18 protein-coding genes are annotated in these 23,320 nt (G+C 51.1%); 8 read left to right on the forward strand and 10 right to left on the reverse strand.

Annotated features, from left to right (window positions below; all coding sequences use genetic code 11):
- Positions 1-32: 32 nt before the first annotated feature.
- The 6 genes from QWF21_RS01650 to QWF21_RS01675 are packed head-to-tail and all read right to left on the reverse strand — an operon-like array spanning position 33 to position 6,918.
- Positions 33-1,670, reverse strand: coding sequence for a BatD family protein (locus QWF21_RS01650; RefSeq protein WP_330086288.1), 1,638 nt, complete (start codon positions 1,668-1,670; stop codon positions 33-35).
- Complete coding sequence (locus tag QWF21_RS01655; protein WP_330086289.1) at positions 1,664-3,523, reverse strand: vWA domain-containing protein; 1,860 nt, start codon at positions 3,521-3,523, stop codon at positions 1,664-1,666. Before QWF21_RS01655 ends, QWF21_RS01650 begins: the two co-directional genes overlap by 7 nt.
- Positions 3,510-4,499, reverse strand: coding sequence for a VWA domain-containing protein (locus QWF21_RS01660; RefSeq protein WP_330086290.1), 990 nt, complete (start codon positions 4,497-4,499; stop codon positions 3,510-3,512). Before QWF21_RS01660 ends, QWF21_RS01655 begins: the two co-directional genes overlap by 14 nt.
- On the reverse strand, positions 4,492-5,028 hold the full coding sequence (locus QWF21_RS01665) for a DUF4381 family protein (protein ID WP_330086291.1): 537 nt from the start codon (positions 5,026-5,028) through the stop codon (positions 4,492-4,494). Before QWF21_RS01665 ends, QWF21_RS01660 begins: the two co-directional genes overlap by 8 nt.
- On the reverse strand, positions 5,021-5,962 hold the full coding sequence (locus QWF21_RS01670; RefSeq protein ID WP_330086292.1) for a DUF58 domain-containing protein: 942 nt from the start codon (positions 5,960-5,962) through the stop codon (positions 5,021-5,023). The genes QWF21_RS01665 and QWF21_RS01670 overlap by 8 nt, the downstream gene beginning before the upstream one ends.
- Positions 5,963-5,964: 2 nt before the next feature.
- Positions 5,965-6,918, reverse strand: coding sequence for an AAA family ATPase (locus QWF21_RS01675; RefSeq protein WP_330086293.1), 954 nt, complete (start codon positions 6,916-6,918; stop codon positions 5,965-5,967).
- Between the two features lie 195 nt (positions 6,919-7,113).
- Between QWF21_RS01675 and fadI the strand changes: the two genes are divergently transcribed.
- From fadI to QWF21_RS01705, 6 genes are all read left to right on the forward strand, one after another.
- Positions 7,114-8,424, forward strand: a complete 1,311-nt coding sequence (gene fadI / locus QWF21_RS01680; RefSeq protein ID WP_330086294.1) for an acetyl-CoA C-acyltransferase FadI — start codon at positions 7,114-7,116, stop codon at positions 8,422-8,424.
- Positions 8,424-10,553 (forward strand): fatty acid oxidation complex subunit alpha FadJ, encoded by a 2,130-nt coding sequence (fadJ, locus tag QWF21_RS01685; protein ID WP_330086295.1) that lies wholly within the window; start codon positions 8,424-8,426, stop codon positions 10,551-10,553. Before fadI ends, fadJ begins: the two co-directional genes overlap by 1 nt.
- Before the next feature lie 241 nt (positions 10,554-10,794).
- Positions 10,795-11,319, forward strand: coding sequence for a PEP-CTERM sorting domain-containing protein (locus QWF21_RS01690; RefSeq protein WP_330086296.1), 525 nt, complete (start codon positions 10,795-10,797; stop codon positions 11,317-11,319).
- Between the two features lie 269 nt (positions 11,320-11,588).
- Positions 11,589-14,702: a S8 family serine peptidase gene (locus tag QWF21_RS01695; protein ID WP_330086297.1), complete on the forward strand. Its 3,114-nt coding sequence runs from the start codon at positions 11,589-11,591 to the stop codon at positions 14,700-14,702.
- Between the two features lie 70 nt (positions 14,703-14,772).
- Complete coding sequence (locus tag QWF21_RS01700; RefSeq protein WP_330086298.1) at positions 14,773-15,222, forward strand: gamma-glutamylcyclotransferase family protein; 450 nt, start codon at positions 14,773-14,775, stop codon at positions 15,220-15,222.
- Between the two features lie 100 nt (positions 15,223-15,322).
- Positions 15,323-15,520 carry a hypothetical protein gene (locus tag QWF21_RS01705; RefSeq protein ID WP_330086299.1) on the forward strand — a complete coding sequence of 66 codons (198 nt, stop codon included), beginning with the start codon at positions 15,323-15,325 and terminating at the stop codon, positions 15,518-15,520.
- Here the strand turns inward: QWF21_RS01705 and hdfR are convergent.
- Positions 15,510-16,358: an HTH-type transcriptional regulator HdfR gene (hdfR, locus tag QWF21_RS01710; protein ID WP_330086300.1), complete on the reverse strand. Its 849-nt coding sequence runs from the start codon at positions 16,356-16,358 to the stop codon at positions 15,510-15,512. The two genes, QWF21_RS01705 and hdfR, sit on opposite strands and share 11 nt — an antisense overlap.
- Before the next feature lie 185 nt (positions 16,359-16,543).
- On the opposite strand from hdfR, the gene maoP reads away from it, so the two are divergent.
- The gene (gene maoP, locus QWF21_RS01715; protein WP_330086301.1) at positions 16,544-16,891 is read left to right on the forward strand and encodes a DUF413 domain-containing protein; all 348 of its coding nucleotides are present in this window, start codon (positions 16,544-16,546) and stop codon (positions 16,889-16,891) included.
- Positions 16,892-16,908: 17 nt separating this feature from the next.
- Here maoP and QWF21_RS01720 read toward each other — a convergent pair whose 3' ends face one another.
- Together QWF21_RS01720 and QWF21_RS01725 are read right to left on the reverse strand one after the other, a co-directional pair.
- The gene (locus QWF21_RS01720; protein WP_407935245.1) at positions 16,909-19,185 is read right to left on the reverse strand and encodes a putative bifunctional diguanylate cyclase/phosphodiesterase; all 2,277 of its coding nucleotides are present in this window, start codon (positions 19,183-19,185) and stop codon (positions 16,909-16,911) included.
- 70 nt (positions 19,186-19,255) lie between these two features.
- Positions 19,256-22,018, reverse strand: coding sequence for an insulinase family protein (locus QWF21_RS01725; protein WP_330086303.1), 2,763 nt, complete (start codon positions 22,016-22,018; stop codon positions 19,256-19,258).
- A gap of 185 nt (positions 22,019-22,203) precedes the next feature.
- Here QWF21_RS01725 and sixA point away from each other — a divergent pair, with 185 nt between their 5' ends.
- Positions 22,204-22,695: a phosphohistidine phosphatase SixA gene (sixA, locus tag QWF21_RS01730; protein ID WP_330086304.1), complete on the forward strand. Its 492-nt coding sequence runs from the start codon at positions 22,204-22,206 to the stop codon at positions 22,693-22,695.
- 21 nt (positions 22,696-22,716) lie between these two features.
- On the opposite strand, the gene smrB is transcribed toward sixA, so the two are convergent.
- Positions 22,717-23,280 carry an endonuclease SmrB gene (gene smrB / locus QWF21_RS01735; protein ID WP_330086305.1) on the reverse strand — a complete coding sequence of 188 codons (564 nt, stop codon included), beginning with the start codon at positions 23,278-23,280 and terminating at the stop codon, positions 22,717-22,719.
- Positions 23,281-23,320 lie beyond the last annotated feature (40 nt).

Below are 23,320 nucleotides of genomic sequence, written 5' to 3' on the forward strand. Positions count from 1 at the left end.
AGCCCCGCCGTTTAAACCGCGGGGTGGCAGCATTAGGAATACAATGGCTTTAGTTGACTGGCTTCCGGTTTCGCCGGCTGAGTTGGTTGATAACTCTGCCAGGCTTGCCACAGGCTGTTGCCTTGCCAGTTATCCGCATTGGGATGATACAGCGCTTTATTAAGCTGCAGCAGCTCGCTACGCAGCGGCTCTGTAACTTGGTCAGCTAAGGAGGTCAGTGTATGGATACGGTGATCCAGCTGTGACTTGCCCCAATACAGTAAGCAATCACGAGCCACTTGAGGCTGGTGATGCTTACAAGCTTTTTGCAAAGCTGTCGAGTTAAAGCTGGGAGCTTGAGCTGTGGTTGATCCCTTGCCCGCTTCAGGCCGGCGCCATAACCAAAGCAGCAGGATTGTACTGATTAACCAAAAAGTGAGTAACAAACTGCTTAGATGGTTCCAATGCCAGGGAGAGGCAGAGGAAAGATCGGTGGCAAGGGTTTGGCCACTGGTTAACAGTTCGGGGGCCGTTGCATCGGCCTGAGCCGTTACTGCCGGCAATACCTGAATGCTGCGGGCTGGCAGGGTAGCATAATCCAGCATCTGGCGTTGACTGTTCCACCAGGGTAAGCGCAGCTCCGGCAATTGCACCTCGCCTGCATCGGTTGGAATCATCGCCAGGGTAAAGGTTTTTTGTGCCACTAAACGCCCATTGCGCTGTGCTCCCTGGCGCTCCGGTTGCTGTGGATACAGCCGAAAGCCTGCCGGTGCAGTAAAATCGATGTCTGGTAATTGATGCGCGGCTACATCCACCCCGGATAGCGTAATGGTACGGGTAATGGGTTCGCCTTGACGAAGCGTGGTAAGATCGCCAGACCACTCCTCATGCAAAGTGACCAGGCCCGCTATCAGCCAATCCCCCGGGAAGTCCGTTGGTATTGACAAAACGTCAACCTCAATGGCTTCGGCATGTTGTAACACGGTGCGGGTACGGGCAAAAAAGTTGCTACGGCTACTGTCTCTGTCCAGCAGTTCGCCGGTAAATTCGGGAGCGGTAATACTGAATTGACCACTGCGTTGCGGTGTGATCGCAAAGCGCCGGCTAATGGTGCGATAACGCACGCCATCGACCAGCACACTGCCTTCTTCATCCCGACCAATTTGTTGGACGGTAGCACCTTCCATACTGGGCTCTGTCAGGCTGCCGCGTTGCAAATCGCCCCGGTAATGAATCGTCACCCTGTAGTAGCCGGTTTGCTGTACATAGAGCTGGCTTTGTTCCAGGCTGGCGGTTAAAAACACATCTGATTTACCATCTCCTGCGGCTGATGCTGCAAGCACCTCCAGTTCAATTGGTTGACTGCCGGCCTGACCAACCTGAAAAGCCGGTATGGTGTACTGACCAGGCTCCCTGGCAAACAGCGATACACGCCAACTGGTAGTGTGACTGGCTTCGCCATTTATCACCCGGGTACTTTGGCTGACGGATGGCACCGTGACTCGAAAGTCCTGCTCCAGGATGCGGAAGTTGAGTTGATCAGCGCTTAAACGCGCATCAGCGATGACTTCCAGTACGATGGCCTCACCGACCATGGCCGGGTTTTTATCGACGCTGGCACTGAGCTGGCTGGCTGCCCACAAGGGCCAGTTGCTTACAATCAACAAACACAGACAAAGGGTTCTTACCATTCTTCTCGGGCTCCTGTCGGCAGCTGTTGCTGCCTGCGGCGTTGATGTTCAATATGCATCCGGTTACGTAGCAGCAATGCCGGATCATCCTGTACTTTACGCAGCAGATTATTCAGTTCTTGTTGTTGTTCAGGATCGGCATCGGGCCAGGGGGACTCCACCACCTGGCGTTGTTGCTGTTCTGTCACTGCTTGCTCGCTATCTGCCTGATCCTGTTGCTCACTTTGCTGTTCTTCGTTGCTGACTTCTTTCTCGGTGCTGTCGGTTTGCTCAGGGCTGTCTGTTGGCTCAGGGCTGTCTGTTGGCTCAGGGCTGTCCCCTTGCTCAGAGCCATTCGCACCGTCATCGGTGGCGGAGGGATCTGAAGAACCAGAGCTGTCTTCCTGAGACTGGCTGCTGTCCGAGCCCTGTTCTGATGGTTCTTGTTGATCATCGCTTTGGCCGTTGTCATCGCCGTCTTGCTGCTCTTGCTGCTCTTGTTGTTCATCCAGCAGGCGCTGGATGAGCTCGGCATTGTGCCGGGCTTGCTCTAACTCCGGGTCTTGTTGCAAGGCCGATTGGTAGGCGCTAAGCGCTTCTTCAAAACGACCTTGTCTGGCTAAGGCATTGCCCAAATTGTAGCTGTGGCTGGCGGTAGGGCTTTTGTCATTCAGTGTGGCCCAGGCTTGTTCTGCGGCCAGATAATCGCCAGCCCGGTACGCGGCCTGGCCCCGCCAGTAAGGATCGCTAAATAGCTGATAAGCGCTCCGATAATCACCTTGTTGATAGGCGTGCATGGCGCGTTGCTCGTCGGTTTGAAACAGACTACGGCTGCCTTCTGCCATCACCCCCGGTGGTAGCAGTAACAGGCAAACCAGCAGCAACTGACCTCGTTTACCCAGCCATAGTGCCAGGGGTAACAGCAACCAGACCAGGTAGACCGCTTTGTCGCGCCAATCGTCGCCACGGCTGTGCAGTTGCTGTTCCGTGCGACCTTGTTGGCGGTAATCGGACAGGCTGAGGATGGCCTGAATGTCACTGTCAGATAGCTGCGCCTGCTGGAAAACACCACCGCCGCGTTGAGCCAGTTGACGCAGCTGATTGACCGGAACTTTGGGCAGCACCAACTGGTTGTTACGGTCGCGCAGCAAGCTGCCATCTGGCAGTTGCACCGGCGCAGCTTCTTCGCTGCCAAAACTGATAATTGACAGGCGATGCCGCATGCGGGACACCTGATCAAATAATTCGCGCTCGCTATGCCGCTCAAAGCCATCGACCAGGGCCACGATATCGCCTTGTGTATAGCCCGCTTGTTGCAGCAGTTTATCTGCCTCTTTTAGGGCTGCGAGCAGGTTGGATCCCTGGTTCGGCATAATGTCAGGCCGCAGGTTAGGTAGCAGCAATCGAACATTGTTATGATCCGGTGTTAGCGGGCTGACCACAAAGGCGTCACCGGCAAACGCAACCAGTGCCAGTTCGCCCTCCTTAAGGACATCAATAAAGTCCAGTGCTTTAAAGCGGGCTTGATTGAGCCGGTTGGGCGTCATATCGGTGGCGTACATCGACATCGACATATCAATAATAAGTACCGTGGCTTTATTAACGGTAATGGCCGGTTGCTCGATACGTTGCCAACTGGGGCCAGCCAGGGCAATGGCTGCCAACAACCAGCAAAAGGCCAGTAGCGGCAGTGACCAGCGGTTTACCGTTCCGCTGGCTTTACCCAGCAGGTGTTGCTGCAAATGCGGTGCGATCAGCTGTTGCCAGGGGCTTTTCTGTTGGCGGTAGCGCCAGAGCAAAACCAGCATCAACAGTAAGGGAAGCAGGCTTAATAGCCAGTAAGGCCTTAGCCAGTGTAGGTCAATGATTGGCATACCACAGCTCCTGCCAACGAATTTGAAGTGCTGCCAACCAGAGGGAAAGCAGCAAGGCCACAGCCAGAGGCCAGTGCACCAGGCTACGCTGTGGCCGGTAACTTAAGGTTTCACGCTCAATCGGCTCCAGCTCGTCCAGCAACTGATACATGCGTTCAAATTCCTGCATGTTGCGGGCCCGAAAATAAGCACCGCCGGTTTCCTCCGCCATCCGGATCAACAAGGGCTCATCAAGATCGTGTGAAGGATTCACCACCCGTGGACCAAACAAGCCCTGTTGCACCATTTCTTCAGCGCCAATGCCGACGGTATGAATGCGGACGCCAGCAGCTATGGCAAGCTGCAGTGACTCTTCCGGGCTGATATTGCCGGTGTTGCTGGCTCCATCGCTTAAAAACACGATCACTTTGTTGGAGCTTTCCAGTTCATTAAAACGTTTCACTGCCAGACCAATGCCTTCGCCGATGGCGGTGCGCCGCCCGGCCATGCCGACCACGATTTCATCCAGCATGGTCTGTACCGTGGTTAAATCCAGCGTTAACGGCGTGAGCTGGTATGCGGCATCGGCAAACAGGATCAAGCCAATGCGATCGCCCTGCCGTCGCTCTAAAAAGTCCCGGGTAAGAATTTGCACCGCTTCAATCCGGTTAATGGTGCGACCTTGCCAGCGCATATCTTCGATTTCCATCGAACCGGATAAGTCCAGCACCAGCATAATGTCGCGGGCTTGCTGCGGGATCTGTACCGGCTCGCCGTACCAGCGCGGCTCAGCTGCTGCCAACAGCAAAGCCAACCAAATCAGACCGGCCAGCCAGGTGGCTGGTCGTTTCCATTTGCTTTGGCTGCGCTGATTTTGTCCGGCAACCTGCAGTAACGGTTTTAGTTTTAGCGCCCGGCCGACCATGGTTGCGCTGCTTTTTATCAGCAAAGGCAGGGGGAGTAGCAATAGCAGCCAGGGCCAGTTCAGCTCAAACATCCGCACCTCCGGGCTTTTGTTGTGCTAGATGGTGTTGTGCGAGATGCTGTTGTGCGAGCTGTTGTAGCTGCGGGAGGCTTTGCTGTGCCAGCCAGTTTTGAGCGCAATCGGCAAAGTGTTTCGCATCGGCCGCATCTGGCTTGGGTTGATACAATAAAGCGTTTAGATCCGGCCAGGTGACGGTTGAATCCTGTGCTTGCAAAAACTGTTGCCAGTCCGAAATGTTGCAGCTTAGCAAGGGACTGTTCGGCGCGTAATGACGGATCAGGCGTTTTAGCAACTGATTGATGGCGGCAGCATCAACGGTTTCACTGGCAACTAATTGCTGCATTTCGGTTTGGGCTGCCAGCAATCCTCCTTGTCGTAATAGTTGTTGTCTGCGCTTCGTTGCCAGCCAGACCACCACAGCAGCTGCCAGTAGCGCAAGCAATAACAGCAACCACCAGCCAGGCGCTATCCCCATAGCGGGTGCCGTGTCGGTTTCGATGATATCCGCCAGCTCAGCCAGCAAAGGATGCGATTCAGTCATGCCAGCTCCGAAGTAGTTGATTGACCAGCGGTTCGGCGGCGCTTATGGGCAGGCAGCGACAACCCAGTTGTTTCAGGCTTTGTTGTTGTGCAGCAGAAAGCTGTTGTTGCTGACGTTGATAACGCTGCCGGGTACTGTTGTTGCCCAGATCAAGCCAGGCTGAGTGCTCGCCATCGGTCACCGGGGCATCGCCGTGGGCACCGATGGGCAGCGCCATTTCTAACGGATCAAATAAAGACGCACAGACCACTTCGTTGTGCTGACGGATGGCACTTAGATGGCGCAATGCTTCGCTGTCCAGCTGTTGAAAATCAGACAATACGAATAACAAACTGCCAGGGCGCACCAGCCGCCGGACCTGGCCTAGCGCCTGCGGCAGTTTCAGGCCAAAACGTCCTTGCTGCTCAGTGAATACCGCTTGCAGTGCATGCAGGTAATGCAGTACGCCAGCCGAGCGACTGCGGGGTTTTAATTCCAGATGATGGCGTTCACTGAATACCAGGCCTCCGAGTTTGTCGCCACTTGCTTTGCTGTGCCAGGCGATAAGGGCGGCTAAATGGGCTGCTTGCACTGACTTATACAATAAACTGCTGCCAAAGTGCATGCTGTCGGAAAGATCGGTCAGGATAAAGACCGGCCGTTCTTTTTCCTCGCGAAACAGTTTGGTATGGGCTTTACCTGTACGGGCGGTCACCCGCCAGTCGATGGTGCGAACATCATCGCCTGCCTGGTAATGGCGCACTTCATCAAACTCCATGCCTCGGCCTTTACTACGCGCCAGGTAGCTGCCTGCCAGCTTGCTTTGAATGTGTTGCTGTGGTCTGAGATCCAGCAGCTTGGTGTACCGCTGATACCAGAGCAGTTCATTCAGGCTGAGACTAACCCCGGTTGCCGCCAGTTGCTGAAGCCATTGTTGTGGGTGGACATCACTCATGATCAGGGTACAGGCACCAGCTCAAGAATTTTCGTCAGCACTGCATCGGTTTTAATCCCTTCAGCTTCTGCTGCATAAGTCAGAATAATGCGATGGCGCAGTACATTGTGGAATACTGCCTGAATATCGTCCGGGGTAACAAAGTCACGGCCATCCAGCCAGGCTTTAGCTCTGGCACAGCGCTCCAGTGCGATGGTGGCGCGAGGGCTGGCACCATAGGCCAGCCATTGACTAAGCTGTTGATCGTACTTGGCAGGCTGGCGGCTGGCCAGTACCAGGGCCACGATGTATTGCTCCAGTGCCGGGGCTAAATGCAGCTGCAAAATGCTTTTGCGGGCAGCAAAAATATCCGCCTGGGTCATTTGCGGTGCTTTGACGTCGGCTTGTTGCAGTGCTTCGTTCCGTGTCAGTTGTAAAATAGCCAGCTCGGTGTCTGCATCCGGGTAATCGACATTCAAATGCAATAAGAAGCGGTCCAGCTGAGCTTCTGGCAGTGGGTAAGTGCCTTCTTGCTCCAACGGGTTTTGCGTTGCCATTACTAAAAAGAGTTCAGGCAATGGGTAGGTGGTACGCCCTACGGTGATTTGTTTTTCAGCCATGGCTTCGAGCAGTGCTGATTGCACTTTCGCCGGTGCCCGGTTGATTTCATCGGCCAGAATAATGTGGTGAAACAAAGGCCCCGTTTGAAACTCGAACTGGCCGGTTTCCGGCCGGTAAATATCGGTGCCGGTCAAATCAGCGGGCAGCAAGTCTGGGGTAAACTGAATACGGTGAAAATCGCCTTCCACGCCGTGAGCCAGTGCATTGACGGCACGGGTTTTCGCCAGGCCCGGCGGCCCTTCCACCAGCAGGTGGCCATTGGCAAGCAGGGCGATAAGAATGCCTTCCGTCAGCGCCGGTTGGCCCAGTACCTGGCTGTCGAGGTAGCGTTTCAATTCGGTAAAAGCTTGTACCATAATGATGTTTAACCTTTGCAGGGAATAAAAGCAGCTATGCTATGACGTACGCATTTATATAAGGTTCATTGTGCAAAAGACAAGAGCAGGTTGCAATGCATGGATTTTAAAACAGGTGTTTTAATTTCCAACAACTGTGGTTACAATCGAAGGATAAATCAGGTCTGACCTGTTACCGATACCATGAGGATACTTATGACCAAGCCAATCGAGTTAAAAAACCGTCAGGGGGATCGCATCGCCATCGTTCGTGGCTTACGCACTCCTTTTGCCAAGCAGGCCACCGCTTTTCATGGGGTGTCGGCACTGGATATGGGCAAGATGGTGGTCAATGAGCTGCTGATCCGCGCTGAAATTGATCCTGCTCTGGTCGAGCAAGTGGTGTATGGTCAAGTGGTGCAGATGCCTGAGGCACCGAACATTGCCCGCGAAATTGTGCTTGGCACTGGCATGAATGTGCATACCGACGCCTACAGCGTAACCCGTGCCTGTGCTACCAGCTTTCAGGCGGTAGCCAATGTGGCTGAAAGCATGCTGGCCGGTATGGTGGATGTTGGTATTGCCGGTGGTGCGGACTCGAGCTCAGTGTTGCCGATTGGCGTCAGCAAAAAGCTGGGCAAGGCACTGGTCGATATGAATAAAGCCAGAACCCTTGGGCAAAAACTAACTATTTTAAAGCGACTGGGCTTAAAAGACCTGTTACCGGTCCCACCTGCGGTGGCTGAGTACAGCACCGGCCTGTCGATGGGCCAGACCGCCGAGCAAATGGCCAAAACCCATGGCATCAGTCGTGAAGCTCAGGATGAAATGGCGCATCGTTCGCACAGCCTGGCCGCCAAAGCCTGGCAATCTGGCCTGATGGCCAATGAAGTGATGGTAGCCCATGTGCCACCGCATAAAACCTTTTTTGAACAGGACAACAATGTGCGGATGGAGTCCGAGCTGGCTTCCTATGCCCGTTTAAAGCCAGTGTTCGATCGCAAATACGGTACTGTCACAGCGGCCAACAGCACGCCATTAACCGATGGTGCCTCGGCGGTGTTGATGATGACTGAAAGCCGGGCCAAGGCACTGGGTTATGAACCGCTTGGTTACATTCGTAGTTATGCCTTTGCTGCCATCGATGTGTGGGAAGACATGCTGATGGGCCCCTCGTATGCCACACCCATTGCGCTGCAGCGTGCTGGCATGACATTGGCCGATTTAACCCTGATAGAAATGCATGAAGCTTTTGCCGCTCAGGCACTGGCCAATATGAAGATGTTTGGCAGCACTAAATTCGCCAAAGAAAAGCTGGGACTGGATAAAGCCATTGGCGACATTGATATGGATAAGTTTAATGTCAATGGCGGCTCCCTGGCTTACGGCCATCCCTTTGCTGCGACCGGTACCCGTTTGCTGGTACAAACCTTACATGAACTAAAACGCCGTGGCGGCGGGGTAGGCCTGACGACTGCCTGCGCTGCCGGTGGCCTGGGTGCTGCCATGATTGTGGAGACCGAATAATGACTGAACAAACTAGCAGCTTTGCTTTGCAACTGCGTGATGATGGCGTTGCCGTGATCACCATGGATGTGCCGGGTGAGCGCATGAATGTGCTCAAAGCCACCTTTGCCGATGAAATTAAAACCTTGCTAGCGGAGCTAAAGCAAAACAGCAGCATCAAAGGCGTGGTGCTGATTAGCGGTAAGCCGGACTCCTTTATTGCTGGCGCTGATATCAGCATGCTGGATGGCTGCAACAGTGCCGAGGAAGCTGAAGCCATTGCCCGCTTAGGTCAGCAAGTCTTTGCCGACATTGAACAATTAAAAGTACCTGTGGTTGCGGCCATTCATGGTCCTTGCCTTGGCGGTGGCCTGGAGCTGGCGATGGCCTGTCATCAGCGGGTGGTGAGTGACGATGGGAAAACCGTACTGGGTTTACCTGAAGTGCAATTGGGCCTGCTGCCAGGCAGTGGTGGTACACAGCGCTTGCCGAAATTGGTTGGCCTGCAAAAAGCCCTGGATATGATGCTGACCGGCAAGCAATTGCGAGCAAAGCAAGCCCTTAAAGCCGGTTTGGCCGATGCCATGGTACCCAACAGTATTCTATTGGATGCAGCTGTGCAATTGGCACTGTCCGGCAAGAAAGCTGTGCAGGAGCCCAAGCTCAATCTGGTAGGTAAATTGCTCGAGAAAACCGGCCCGGGCCGTGGCATTGTCTTTGATCAGGCGCGTAAGCAAACCCTGGCCAAAACCCATGGCAACTACCCAGCGCCATTAAAAATCCTGCAGGTGATCCGCACTGGTATTGATAAAGGCATGCAGCAGGGCCTGGCAGCCGAAGCCAAGGCTTTTGGCGAGCTTTGCATGACACCGGAATCCAAAGCGCTGCGCTCACTGTTTTTCGCCACTACCGAGATGAAAAAAGAAAGTGGGGCAGGTGATGCCAAACCGCGTTCTTTACGCAAGGTGGCGGTGTTAGGCGGCGGTCTGATGGGCGGCGGCATTGCCAGTGTGACTGCCACCAAAGCAGGGTTACCGGTGCGCATCAAAGATATTCAGCAGCAAGGCATTGCCAATGCATTGGCCTATGGCTATCAGTTGCTGGATAAAAAAGCCAAACGTGGTTTTATGCGCAGAACGGAACTGCAAAAACAAATGGCGCTGATGACCGGCACCACCGATTACAGTGGTTTCCAGGATGTGGATCTGGTGGTCGAAGCGGTATTTGAAGATCTTGAGCTGAAACAAAGCATGGTGGCGGATATCGAGCAGCACTGCAAAGAAGACACTATCTTTGCCAGCAACACCAGCTCTTTGCCGATTGGACAGATCGCTGCCAAAGCCAAGCGGCCTGAAAATGTTATTGGTCTGCATTACTTCTCTCCGGTGGATAAAATGCCGCTGGTCGAGGTGATTGCGCATGAAGGTACTTCTCCAGAGACCATAGCTACCACCGTAGCTTTTGCCCGAAAACAAGGCAAAACGCCGATCGTAGTTAAAGATGGCGCTGGCTTTTACGTCAACCGCATTTTGGCGCTCTACATGAACGAAGCCGCGCAACTGCTGCTGGAAGGTGAGCCGATTGAGAAGCTGGATAAAGCCCTGGTTAAGTTTGGCTTCCCGGTTGGGCCCATTACCTTGCTGGATGAAGTTGGCATCGATGTTGGTGCTAAAATCGGCCCGATTTTGCAGGGCGAGCTCGGTGAGCGTTTTGCGGCGCCCGCAGCCTTTGACAAATTGCTGGCCGATGGCCGTAAAGGCAAGAAGTCTTCGAAAGGGTTTTACCTCTACAGCGGCAAAGCCAAAGGCAAGAAACCAGTGGATGCCAGTGTCTACCCATTGCTTGGTATCACCCCAAGCCCAAAACTGAGCAGTGAAGAGCTGGTGCAGCGCACCACGGTGCAAATGCTGAATGAAGCAGCCCGCTGCCTGGAAGAAGGCGTGATAGCTTCGGCCCGTGATGGCGATATTGGTGCCATCTTTGGTATCGGTTTCCCACCGTTCCTTGGCGGGCCTTTCCGTTACATGGACAGCCTGGGTGCGGCCAAACTGGTCGAAACACTGCAAGGCTATGAAGCGAAGTTTGGTGCCCGCTTTACGCCCTGTGAGCTGCTATTGACGATGGCTGCCGAGCAAAAAACGTTTTATTGATGGGATAAATTAACCGTTCAGGCCAGCCGGCTACTGCAATAGCCGGCTGGCCTTTTTGCTTTCAATTTCTATTAAATATTGTTGCAATTATTTCGTTTTACCATCTCTCTGCTTACGATGTATTTCGTACCTGAAGTGATCTTTTTTAGTATTCTGGCATGTATCCTGCTTTTAAATGGGTAGCATAGTTATGCAACAGCTATGCATTCTAATTAAAACAATACATCCAGGAGTTACATCAATGAAAAAGCTTTTACTCGCAGTGCTTTTATTTGGCTTTGCCTCTTTGTTTAGCCAACCCTCCGCGTATGCCACTCCCATTTTATCGCAAGATATTCTGCTGAATAACAATGGCACGATTCAATCCATTGGTTTTGTCAGCGTGAATGTAGCGGATAGCTTTGAGTGGGGAGCGCCAACCTATGCAGCTGATAGCTGGCTTGAGTTGGAATTGTTTGGTTTTCAATTTATGCAGAGCTTTGGTGATACTTTTGAAGCTCTCTTTGATATCAACAATTTAGTAGCTGGTTTTGAGTTTTTGCAGTTTGATGTACTCGACCCGGTCAGTGGTTTTGCTTTCCAGGGCATCTTTGATACTGTCCTTGGTTTTGGTTTCCTTGATGTTTTTTCCGTGCCGGATGAAAGTTTGATAGCAGCTTTCGATACCGTTTTTCTGGGGAATACATCTGTTGCCGTACCAGTACCTGCCACTTTTGGTTTGATGCTGTTGGCATTGTTTGGCTTGGCGTTGCGCCGGCGCGCTTAATCGACACAGTAAATGGTGTCAGTTTTTTTTACGCTGAATCATTTGGTCTGGTCTGTTTTTCGTACGATGCCAATGCCAAAAGCGACAAAAAACACGCCTTTTACCTGTTGATGTAATATTTTGTACTGATTGTGTCTGATTTTTTTACGTTCGCTGTGTTTTGCTGTTGTGATGCATGCTTATGCATTGGGTCTCAACCAGATACAGTGTCCGATGAAACTCAGGCAACTTCTTTGCTCGAAAATAAATACAACTAAAAAGTGAAAATTATGAAGATACAAAACAAACAAACCAAAACCATGTTGGCATCTGCCATACTGGCTGCTTGCGGTGTCACTGCCGCTCACGCCAACCCTTATGAAGTGAGTGTTGATACCAGTCAGTTGCGCCTGACTGCGGAGGCTGCTGCACAAGCGCCCTACATTGTACAGGTGCGGGGTGAATCGGGTATTGAGAAAGCTGCTCGTCTGGGTGAGCTACGGCCAAACTCGCAGCTAACTGCGGGTAAAAATCGTTACAATGCGCGTACTCCAGCTATGCAGGCTTATCAGCAACAGGTAAGGGATTTCCATCAAAACCTGGCTGCTCATGCCGGTGTTTCGAATATCCTCTATTCTTACACTCACACCTTTAATGGTTTTTCTGCGCGTTTAAGTGCCGATGAAGTAGAACGTTTGCGGCAGCATCCGGATGTCGTCGGTATTTGGCTTGATGAGCCGATGCCACTTGATACTGCAAATACCCCTGAGTTTCTGGGACTAAATGCTGCCAATGGTCAGCACACCCTGGGAGTGAAAGGTGAGAATGTGGTCATAGGTATCGTCGATACTGGTATCTGGCCTGAAAGCGAAAGCTTTGCTGATGATGGCTCTTATACGCCTTTAGAAGGTTGGAACGGTGTGTGTGACACGGGGGAAGATGACACCTTCTTCTGTAATAATAAGATGGTAGGAGCGCGCTACTTTAATAACACCTTTACCTCTGTCTATGAATTGCAGCCTGGTGAGTTTATCTCGCCACGTGATCCTGACAACCATGGTACCCATGTTGCCTCAACAGCAGCTGGCAACGAGGGTGTTACTGCAACCATGAATGGTACTGTTATTGGCACTGTCACTGGTATTGCTCCTCGCGCCCGTATTGCTACCTACAAGGCATGCTGGAATAGTGATTACGTAAATCCGCAAGGCGATCCTGAGCGTGGTTGTTTTTATGGCGATACCATGGCTGCGATTGATACTGCCGTTGCCGATGGTGTGGATATCATTAACTACTCTATCGGTGGTAGTTTAACCGATTTAACCACTATCGCGGCTGCTGCCAAATTGCGTGCCACCCAAGCTGGTGTTTTTGTCTCGGTTTCTGCCGGAAACAGCGGCCCGGGTGCTGGCACCGTGGGTACTCCGGCGCCATGGGTAATGAGTGTGGCCAATTCCACCTACGATGGGAATACTGTTGTAGCCGGTATTGAGGTGAGCGGTGAGTCAGTTACCGGCATCTATCGTGCAATCGAAGCTGGTACCACCACACCTATGTCGGTGTTGGGTGAAGTGGTTGGCGACTTGGTAGTTGCCAGCCCTATTCTGGCCTGTGATGGCGTGGATAATGCAGCCGAGCTGGCTGGGAAAATAGCCGTGATGCAACGTGGTGACTGCGCTTTTGATCTCAAGCTGGCCGCAGCTGAAGCATCAGGTGCTCTGGGCGCCCTGGTTATTAATAGTGTGGCCGGTGCCCCTATTGCTATGGGCGGTGATGGTAGCTTTGAGATTCCGGGCTTTATGATCACTTTGGCCGATGGCCAGCAACTGCTTGCGGCACTGAACGATGGTGAAACAGTGTCAGCCCGTTTTGCAAGCGGCGTTTTTGCTGAGCAAACCGAGGTAGGCAATGTCATGGCGACATCCTCCTCACGTGGTCCTAACCTGGCTTCGTTTGATATCATCAAACCTGATATCACTGCGCCTGGTACCCGTATCCTGGCTGCTGGTTCGGAAGAGCGGATGTTGGGCCGTCAGGGTGCACCTTTCACGTATCTGGGTGGTACTTCAATGTCCAGCCCACATATTGCGGGTATGGCTGCATTGTTAAAAGAGTCTCATCCTGAATGGTCACCAGCCATGATGAAGTCGGCCTTAATGACGACTGCACGGCAGAATGTGGTTAAAGAAAATGGTGTTACCCCCGCGGACCCATTTGATTTTGGTGCCGGTCACGCTGTTCCTGCCAGTGCCAGTAACCCTGGCTTGGTGTATGACGTAGATACCAGCCACTACTTTGCTTTCCTGTGTGGGTTAGGTGCAGAAAGCTTTGTGTCTAATGCAACAGGGTTTAGCTGTGCTGCCTTTGCAGAGATGGGCTATGACTTTGAAGCCAGCCAATTGAACCTGCCATCCATTGGTATTGCTGAATTGAATGAAAGCCGTGTGGTGTACCGCGAAGTGACGGATGTCTCCGGCGTCAGCTCTGTTTACAGCATTCAACTGGAAGCTCCAAATGGCATTCAGGCGACTGCTCTGACGATGAACGCTATGGGCGAATGGGTACCATCTTCTCAACTGGAAGTACCTGCTAATGGCCAGGCGGCGTATGCAATCCACTTTGAAACCACTGCAGCAACTCAGTTTAATGAGTGGTTGTTCGGTTCCGTTACCTTGAGCAATGGTCAGTTCGATGTCCGTAGCCCAGTGGCGGTGAAGGCTGTTCCACCGACCTTGATCGAGGCTCCTGAGGTAATTTCTGCTCAGGTTGCAGCGCGCTCTGGTCGTGTAAGCTTCCCTGTCCTGATGAACTACAGTGGTACTACCTCAACATCTCTGGTTGGTCTGTCGGCGCCTTTTGGTAGCGGCAGAACCATTCCGCAGGATCCAGATGGTACTTTCCAGTTTAATGAACCAAGTTTAGGCACTCATATTCTGGAGATCCCTGCGGGTACCCGTGTCGCGCGTTTTATGTTGAACGAGGGCTTGGCATCCGTACCAGGTGCAATTCTGGACCTGTATGTATACCGTTGTCAGGGATGGAGCTGTTCATTCGTTACATCGTCAACCAACAACAGTGGTTTTGAAGACATCGTATTGCGCGATCCTCAACCAGCCGCTAACTCGGCAAATGGCGATGTGTATATAGTCTGGGTGCATCCACGTGATTTACAAGGCGCGGCAGAGGTGACGTACACCATGCCATTCTGGATTGTGGATGAGCACGATAATGCGACATCGCGTATCGCTGCTCCGGTTCGTGCTATCAAAGGTCGTTACAACAACGTCACTTTGATGACGACTGGTTTGACACCATCACCATTCCCGTACATGGGTGTGATGTCCTTCAAAGATGATGAAGGAAATGAGCAAAGCTCTACTTTGCTAGAAATCATAGCGAACTAAAGCATGAACTCAATGAGCCCATCTTCGGATGGGCTTTTTTTTGCCCCGGCCCCGGGTGTACACTGTGGCAATGAAATCGATTAAACCATTGCTTATGGCCTTTGTTGCTGCTGTATTGGTCACAGGATTTTTCTGGTGGCTGTTGTGGCTACGATTGCTCGGCCCTTTTGGTTACTCTCTGCCAGAAGGTATGCAGTACCAGCAACACTCGTATCAGTTGTTTGTGTATGGCACTTTACGCAATCGCTGGCTTCGTTGGGTGATCATTGGCCAGGATGTAGCTGTGACTGCGGATGGACTTCCAGGCTTTCAAAAGCAAGGACTGACCGTTGTTGCCAACCAGGCCGCAGTGACTTCCGGACTCCGGCTCGAAGTGAGTGCCAGGCAACTGCAGCGATTGGACCGATATGAGCGCTTAGGGCAACGTTATTGCCGGTTTAAGGTGTCTTTACTTAGCGGCGAAAGTGCCTGGGTGTACCAGCGGATGACAGAGGAGACAGCAGCCTGCCAGTTGAACTAGCAGGCCAGGGTTTTGTGCTATCAACAAGTGCCTCTTACTATGTTAGAATAGCGGCGTTCTCATAAACTAATCTGCCTAGCTACCGTCAGGAGACATAGCCTTGTTGTTGTTGCCTGCTGTTTTTGTTTGTACCGCTATTTCTATTTACATTGCTGCGCTTAGAGCAGGGATGCGGGCACGGCGCTGGGCCATAGCTGCACTGGCTTTTGGTCCATTTTTATTGCCAATTTTTACCAGCCATAAGCGTTTAACTATTGTACGGGCCCGTGGCCGCGATGCCTGGTTATTTAAACCCTAACTTGTTTCAGACCACTCAATACCTGCTGAATGCTGCTGACAGAGTCTGTGGTTTTTAGATAAGCCGAGTATAAGTTGCGCTGGATTGATGGCGCATCCACCACCTGCTGCAACTGCCCAAGCTCCAGGAGGTGCTGAACCATGGTTTCAGGTAAATAAGCGGCTCCTCCTTGTTGCAGCAGTCGTGACAAAGCAAGACCTGCATGATTTGTTCTTACCGCTACTTTGGTGTTTTCGTCCAGGATATCTGCATGCTTGATCTGAAACACTGTCCCCCAATCTACCAGAATGTAGTTGCTTTGCATGGCTGCTTTGGTGGGCTTGTCATTGCTTCGGATCACTGGAATAAGTCGCAACTCTGTATGCAATTCCACCATTAAATCATCAGTTTTGGGCGGATCGAATAACAAAGCCAGATCCAATTGACGTTCCAGCAAGCTTCGAATCATTTGCTCTCGCTCAAGACTTTCTGCCCGCCAACTGAAGGTGGGGAGCTGGTCTGGTAAGGCGTTAAACCTGGAGAGCAGGTAGCCATCCCAAATAGAAGCTGTCGAGGCAATGGCTAATTGCAACTGCTGATCATCGGTAATAGCAACATCTTGCCTGGCGCGTTGCAGCGTAACCAGCATGGCTTCTGCATGGGGCAGTAAGCGCTCCCCTGCGGTAGTTAATTGGATATTGTTGCGGTAGCGACTGAAAAGAGCAACGCCAAGATGTTGTTCCAACTGACGAATACGAAAACTAACGGCTGACTGGGTTAAAAAAAGGTTTTCGGCAGCTTTGCCAAAATGTCTGGTGCGGTGCACTTCCAGAAAGGTTTTGAGTAACTCAGTATCCACCTTGTTTCCTTAGAAATTTTTATCTTCACGATAAAAAACTTTTGTTTTACGGGGGCTGTTTTGTTCACCATACTCCGCACAGTTGAGCAGGGCAAGCTGAATGTGATCCCAGAGCCTGCTTGCTCTGTAAAACATGCTACCCTTAATGAATTCATTGTAATGATCAGCAGCAGAGGAAAAAAGTGATGCAGCAAAGTTTTGTCGCTCCACGTCGCTTTTTCGATGACCGTAACTTCCCAAAAGGGTTTACCCGGTCAGGGCGCTTTACTCTGGCAGAAGGTAACTTGCTGGAGAAGCACGGTGTCGCTTTGCAGGATTTGGAGCAAGGAACCCGGGCTCCGGAAACTGAAGATGAGCAGCATTTTGTACTGGTTTGTCGTGGCGAAGCCGAGCCAAGCAGTACCATTGAAAAAACCTGGCTAAAGTACAAGCAAAAAGTACAGGAAAAGCGTAAGTTTCACACTGTCTTTGGTAAAAAACGCATTGCCGATAGCAGTGATGATTTTAGCTACGTCGAGGTAGACAGCGACTAGTGTCGGGCACTGCCAGATTATGAATCGGCGGCCGATGCGGCTGAACGAAGAGCGCTCTGTTCAACTGTGGCGCTCTTTTTTTGAGGCTGCTGTTGCCTGAGAAACTGGGTAAAGTCATCGGCAGATAGCGGTTTACTGTAATAATACCCTTGGATCACTTCGCAGCGAAGTTGCTTTAATTGCAACAGCTGCTGCTTTTCTTCTACGCCCTCGGCCACCACAGTTAAGCTAAGGTTGTGAGCAATCGTGACTATGGTATCCACCATATTACGGCCTCGGGCCGTATTCATGTCATCAATAAAAGCTTTATCAATTTTCAGCGTATTGAGCGGAAACTGTTTCAGGTATGCCAGTGAAGAATATCCGGTGCCAAAATCATCCATCGCCAAGTGCACGCCCCGGGCGCGTAGCTTTTTCATGGTATCTATAGCGATGGTAGGGGATTGCATCACAGTGCCTTCAGTAATTTCCAGCTCAAGATGGTAAGACGGCAACTCAGTTTGTTGCAGAATGTCGTCAATTTGCTCACACAAATAAGGCAGCATAAATTGCTTCGCCGATAAATTAACCGCCACCCTGCCATGAAATAGCTCTTGATCAATCCAGTTTTTGACATCCTGGCAGGCTTTTTTCAGTACGATAGCCCCAATCTCCACAATCTGGCCTGTTTCCTCAGCGACCGGAATAAAAGTACCTGGACTGATAATGCCTCGCTTTGGGGTGATAAAGCGCACCAAGGCTTCCATCCCAACCAGTTTGCCGGTGTGAATATCCATTTTGGGCTGGTAGTAGACGGTAAAAAAATCCTCTTTTAAGCCGTGGCGGATTAAGTTTTCAATTTGCAACCGCTTCACGGCTTGTTTATTCATGCTGTCATTAAAAAACAAGTAGCGGTTGCCGCCTTCGCTTTTGGCGTGGTACATGGCAGTATCTGCGTTGCGCAGTAAGCTCTGCGGATCCTGGCCATCTTCCGGACACAGCACTATGCCGATGCTGCAACTGATGGCCAGCTCATGCTGATTGATATAAAAAGGCATATTAATTTGTTTTAGTAACTCTTTTGCCAGCGAGGTAATGGTGTGAATGTCATTGGTGTTTTCCAACTGAATAGCGAACTCATCCCCTCCCAGGCGGTACAGCTGGCCTTTGCTACGCGGAAAGAGGCTTAACCGCTCGGTTAGTTTACACAGCAGCTCATCCCCTAATTGATGCCCTAAAGAATCATTAATTTTTTTGAAGTTATCCAGATCAAACATCAGCAGTGAGTGGTGTTTTTGTTTTTCTACCAATTGTTTTAGCTGGCTTAGAAAGAGGGTGCGGTTTGGAAGTCCGGTTAAAGTATCACTGTTTGCCAGACGGCTGAGTTGTTCTTCCCGGGTTTTTCGTTCTGTGATATCGGAAAATACGGCGACATATTGCTGGATTTGGCCTTGCTCATCGCGGACAACGTTGAAGTTAAGTTCGGCGAAATAGATTTGCCCATCGGCTTTTTGTTCTTGTACCTCACCAGCCCAGTTGCCAGATTGAGCCAGAGTCAGCTTAATATCCCGCATATAACGACTGGGATACAACGATAGCTCGAATTGCTGTGCCAACACCTGTTCTCTGCTTTTACCGGTGATACGGCTAAATGCCGGGTTCACTTCCAGGATCCGAAAGGCAGTATCACAAATCACAACCGCATCGGAAATACTCTCCAGGCACTGAGCAAACAGTTGCAACCGCTCTTCAGCCAGTTTGATGTGCTGGATATTTTTTAGGGTGCCGGTCATGCGGCTGGCTTGGTTGTGCTGGTCGTAACTGACTACTTTGCCCCGATCAAGCACCCAGATCCATTGTTGGTCATCGGAGAGAATGCGGTAGGTCGCTTCAAAGTAGGGTGTTTCTTGGCTAAGGTGCTTGCTCAGGGCATCCGTGACCCGGTCCAGATCATCCGGGTGGATTTGTTGCCGGTTCGGTGGGGAGTCCTGGGAGCTTGGCTTGAGTTCTACCGGATTTTGCCAGGAAGAAGAGCGATACAAATTGCCCTGTCTGATATTCCAGTCCCATAGTTCGTCACCGCTGCCCCAAAGTGACAGCCTAAGCCGTTCTTCACTGTGTTCCAGACGTTTTTGGTAGCGCCGCATCCTCACAATGCTTAAGTGTGCCAGCAGCAGGGCACCCAGTGAGAGCAGTAGAATACCACTAATAGCGTAAGGCTCCATACTTTCCCAGTTCAGAGCGTACGCAGTGCGTGGATGGGCAAGCAACCCGAGGCAACAAGTTGTTATTATTGTTTTAATGCCATTGTGCATTGGTGCATGCTGTATCTGGCCAAGGTACGGTTAACATATAGAATTTACAGCAAGCTGTCAAAAGCAAACATCAGCTTGCATCGTCCAGTTGGCTGAGCAATTCTGCGCTGGTGGTGAATTTAAGGTGGCTGTGTCGCGGCACACCATCGGTAGCCAGGAAGATGGCATCGTAATCAGGTGATAGCAATTGGTGAAAAAAGTGCACAAATTCCTGTTTTGTTAAAGCTATTAATGCCTCAGTGATTTGTTGCGTCAGACTAAATTGCAAATCATCTTGACCAATGGCCAACCAGAGGCGCTTAGCTCTACTGCTTAAGCTGGTATCTTTGTCCTGCAATTGGCTCATTAAACCTTGCTTTAACTCCTCGAACTCCTGCTGGTTGAGTGACTCGAGCTCTAACAGCAGAGCTCGGTAGAAATCAATGGTAGCATGATACAATTGTACGCAGTCTGCTGTGGGGGATTGAATATAAAATGCCAGTCCGGGCAGGGTATTGACAGGCACGTAGCCTGTACCAACCAGATAGCCGAGTTGTTGCTCGGTCCGTAACTGCTGGAAATATCGTGGTGCCAATAGATGATTGGCGAACATAAATCGGGCAATATGTTGCGGGGATTTATCCTGAGCAGGCAAATAGATTACCAGCGCATGATCGTGGTGATCCACATCAATGGTTAGCCAGACTGGCCCAAGCCCCCGGGTGGAGCGCTCGGGAACTGATAGTGGCAGGCAACTGGCTTTATCCGCTAACCAACCGCTCAAACGTTGCTGTAGCTCCATCGCTTCATGGGGTTGCCAGTTGCCCACCATAAAGGCTTCGATATGCAGTGGCTGCAGCAATTGCTGATTAAAGTTGGCAAAGTCATCCAACTGCATGGCTTCCAGCTCAACCAATAGCATGTCAATAGCAGGGTTAAGCGGATGCAACAATGCCGAAAGCTGACTGAATAAACTGGCAACAGGTTTATTCTTGTGGCTGTCGCGCCAATGACGCATTAGCTGTTGCTTCAGCTCGGCAAAGCGGCCAGGGATGATTTTAAAGTGACAAATGTGCTGCAAGACATCCAGTAGCAGCTGGATTTGATTGTTGCTCAGGCCGTAACTATGCAGGCTTATCCCCTGTTTTTGTACATGCAGACTGTAACCAAGCCCGGCGGTACTGGCTGGGTAAAATGCCTGCTGTATTTCATCGTTCAGCAGCTCTACCCATAGCCGTGTTGCGGCCAGGTGCCAACAACTCTGAATGCTGTGTGGCAGGCTAAGTTGCAGGTAAATATGGCCTTTTGGGGTATGAAAGTCTGCATCCGGTTTAAACCAGAGTGTCAGGGACTGGTCCTGATACAGACACTCTGGTTTTTCCCGGGTAGCTGAGGCCGGCAGCAAAGCTAATTCATGCACCAGATAAGGATTTGCTTCAGGAAGCTGCAGCTGTTTTGAAGGTGTTGCCTGCAACAGGGATTGCAAGAAACTGGCAGGTATAGCTTTTACCTGATAGGGGGTATGGTACCAGCGCGCTTTCTGAGTACAGTTAAGCCCGGGAGCTATCAGCATCAAACGCATAGTGTCTGGTTGAAAGTAGCTTAGAATTTCACGGTACAAAGACTCCGGAGGTGTTTCCATCCGGTAATCACCAAACACGATGTCTTCCACTGGATAGTGATGCATATTTACAGCCAGTTCGGTCGCTGTCTGTTCGGTGGTACTTGGTTCCTGGTAACAAAACGACCAATGCAACAATTGCTGACGCTCCCGGTACAATTGAGCAGGGAAGGGGGCTTGTTGCAACATCGCCAGATACTGAAATACCATGCTGATGATCTGCTCGGTAGCAGCCATGCCAGCCTGAGTCAGTTCGCAGGAAATACTGAAATCTTTAAAATTACTGCCATCAATACCACCACCTGCACTTAACTGATTAATCCAGCCAGCGGATTTCAATACCGCGTACAAAGAGCCTGGGCCCTCGTCACCAAGCAAGTGAGCAATAAAACTGACCAGTTTGTACGGATACCAGCGCTGGATCCCTGGTAAGGCAAACGTAAGCACCAACTTGTGCATTTCTTTGTGCGGTTCTATCAGCAGCTCAATACCAAGCTGCTCTGGCAGATACAACGGCTGTTCAAGCCAATCCCGTGGGCAATCACCATGCGGCAAAGCAGCAAACCATTGTTCAGCCCAGCTTTGTTGGGCCTGGAGAGTATCTGGAGCTACCAGAACCAGCGTCATTTGATTGGCAAGGTAATACTGTTGATAGAAGCCAAGCAGGCTATCGCGCAAACTTTGCTGCGGAGAATCGGCTAATGTTTGCAGGTTACCAACGGAAAACTTGGCGAAAGGGTGTGCCGGATTCACCGTTTCTTTATGCACCTGATAAATACGACGACCATCGTCCTTGAGCTTCAGGGTAAATTCTGCCTCTATCGCCTGACGTTCTTTTTCTATGTAGTTTTCGGCGAACAAGGGAGCGCTAAACATATCTGCAAAATGCTGCAGACCATCTGCAAAGTAGTCTGTGTCAATATCAAAAAAATAGGTGCTATGTTCTGTCCCTGTCCAGGCGTTGTTGTTACCGCCATGATGGCTGACAAAGTTCTGGAAACTACCGGCAATGGGATATTTTTGGCTACCAAGGAATAACATATGTTCGGTGAAATGCGCTAACCCTTGCCGTTCGGGCGGATCATCAAAGTGTCCGGCACGTACACAAAGTGCGGCTGCACTTTTTTCGGCATCAGGTTGATGTACCAGCAAGACAGCAAGGCCGTTGCTCAGAACCAGGTGTTTGTACTGCTTCTTATCGTTAGGGCTTTGCTTTATCTCGGTTTTTTTCAAGGTTTGACCTGCTGGTTTTTTGAGTGAACACTGTGAGAAATGAAGCCTCATAGCTTTAAGGAATAGCATAGCGCAAAGTTATGACTTAATAACAGTTACTCATTGCTGTTTCTTTCTTTATCATAGCGCACAATTTTTGGCCTGGTGTATCCAGGGCGTGACATTTCGGTAGTAGGTGACATGGTATGGTCAACTTGGTCATTATGCGTCATGGTGAGGCTGAAGCATTGCAGAGTACGGATGCTGAGCGTCAACTGACGGTGAAAGGAATCACAGAAGCAAACCAAATGGCTGGCTGGTTACAGCTGCACTTCCCTGCATTTGATCGGATCATCTGCAGCCCTTATACACGCGCCTGTCAGACGGCGCAGCTGGTGTTGCAAAAACAGGCAGCAAAGGGTTGCGAGCTTGAGTTGCTATCCGATCTGGTGCCCGATGGGGATCCACAACAGGTCCAGCTTTATCTGGATGCTTTATGGGCGGCTCAACCTGAGCTGCGTATCCTGCTGGTATCCCATATGCCATTGGTAAGCTTTTTGGTGCAAACCTTTAGTTATAGCGGCCAGGCTCCGATATTTGCGACCGCAGGGGTTGCCTGTTTGCACTATGAACCAGAGAAAACCGGCCAGCTGTTGGAAACGGCATCCCCATTTGAACTCAACCTGCTGCCGGTGTGATTGCCAGCCTTCCGGGAAGGGCTAAGCGGGGTTATCACTGTCCTTGGCTGCCACCGAGCCTTTTGCCAAACGGAGCAAGACCAACAAGGCGCCATCACGCCCCCAACTGCGTGGCGCCGTGTGAAACGCCCGTACATTCGGATGCTGAATTAGCCAATTGGGCACTTTCCGCGCTAAAATCCCCAGCCCTTTTCCATGCACAATACAGGCGCAGTGCAGCTGTTGTAGCTCACACCAGTGCAGCAGTGATGTCAGTTCAAGCTTGGCTTGCTGCTGTGTCATACCATGCAAATCCAGAGTGACCTGTGGCTGGATTTGACCACGCTTTAAAGCTCTGGTTAGTAGCGCATCCTCTTCGGGTGCGGTATAGCTTTGAGCACCATCGGTGCTGACATAGCCTTCGTATTGATCAGAGAAATAAAACAGCGCCTGCTCCTTTGCAGGAAGCCGGGCTTTTGCTTTAGTTTTTGCAGCAACCGGAGTAGAATGATGCCACTTTTTATCCTGCACCAAGGGTGAGGTATCCGCGACAAGCTCGCGAAAAAGCTGGCTTTCTTCCGGGCTGATTTGATTCTTTCTGGGCATGGTGCAAGTGTAATGAAACTAGCCGGGTAACACAAACCAC

The organism is Alkalimonas mucilaginosa (genome assembly GCF_036327005.1).
Lineage (GTDB): Bacteria > Pseudomonadota > Gammaproteobacteria > Enterobacterales > Alteromonadaceae > Alkalimonas > Alkalimonas mucilaginosa.